This window comes from Curtobacterium sp. B8 (genome assembly GCF_000333315.1).
In the GTDB taxonomy this organism is placed as follows: domain Bacteria; phylum Actinomycetota; class Actinomycetes; order Actinomycetales; family Microbacteriaceae; genus Curtobacterium; species Curtobacterium luteum.
In genome coordinates, this window is the sequence record NZ_BACW01000222.1 from 1 (window position 1) to 1,333 (window position 1,333).

1 protein-coding gene is annotated in these 1,333 nt (G+C 67.7%); it reads right to left on the reverse strand.

All coding sequences use genetic code 11. The features are described from left to right. On the reverse strand, positions 1-1,287 hold a 1,287-nt coding region (locus tag I59_RS05615), incomplete at its 3' end, for an extracellular solute-binding protein (RefSeq protein ID WP_049976534.1). Between the last annotated feature and the right edge of the window lie 46 nt (positions 1,288-1,333).

Sequence of the window (1,333 nt, forward strand, 5' to 3'; positions counted from 1 at the left end):
GCCCTGCTGCACGAGGGCGAGCTGCGCCCCGACCGTGTTCTCGAACGTCGATCCGGAGCCGCCGTACCAGGCCGGGTCGTCGAAGACGGCGCTCTCGGCAGCGGACGCGTAGTCGGACTGCGGCTCGAGCTTCTTGTAGGCCGTGCTGTCGAACGTGGGCATGTAGGCCGGCACGTGCCCGCCCTCGGCCCAGGTCATGCTCTGCTCGAGCATCTGCTTGATGAACAGCATGTGCGCCTTGCGCTGCTCCGGCGTGCGGTCCTTCCGCGGCAGGATGAACGTGTGCGAGTCGGCCTGGGTGGCCGGCTTGTCGAAGAGCTGCGGGATCGGCGCCATGCCGAACTTCAGGCCCTTGATCGACTGCGCGGTGCTGATCTCCCACTCGCCCTGCATGAAGAACCCGGCCTTGCCCGTGAACATCAGCGTCTCGGCGGTGGCGTAGTCGAGGCCCTTGTTGAGCCAGCCGTTCTTCACCCACTTCTCGGTCATCGAGGTGACCTTCGTGTAGTTGTCCTCGTTGACGGTCAGCTTGGAGCCGCCGTCGCTGATGAAGGGCGTCGAACCGTTGATCTGGTTGTACATGGTCCAGAAGAAGCGCCACGGGGTGGCGATCTCGCTGACGTTCGCCACGTTGAGCGCGACGCCGCCGGTGACCTTCGACACCGCCGCGAGGGCCTTCTCGAACGCGTCGAGCCCGGACAGGTCCTTGAGCTTGCCGTCGCTGTCGATCAGCCCGGCCTTCTGGCACACGTCAACGTTGTAAAACAGGACGAACGGGTGCGTGTCGAGCGGGATGCAGATGTTCTTCCCGTCGGTCTTCTGCGCCGTCCACGCCTTCTGGTTGAAGTCGCTGGCACTCAGGCCGACGCTCGCCAGGTCGTCCGAGGTGATCGGGTCGAGGAGGTCGCCGTCCCACAGCGGCTTCGCGCGGGTCAGGTGGGCGATCGCGACGTCCGGCGGCTTGTTGCCGACGGTGGCGAGTGTCACCTTCGAGTAGTACGGGTTGCCCCACGCGAACGTCGTCGCCTGGATCGAGGACGGGCCGCCGTGCTGCTTGGCGTAGCCCGCCTCCATCTGCTGCATGCGGGCGCCGTCACCGCCGCCGAACAGGTTCCAGAAGACGAGGGTCTCCGGGTTGAGCGGGGCACCGGCGATGCCCGCGGCGAGCGGGCTCGAGCAGGCGGCGAGCGGCAGCACGGTGGCGGCCGCGGCGCCTGCGGCGAGCAGGCTCCGCCGGGTGAAGGACCCTCCGCGCGGGTGCACGGGCGGGGTTGGTCGGATCGGCATGGCATCACTCCATCGGGACGGGCCGAACGGAACAGGGTCGGGTTCC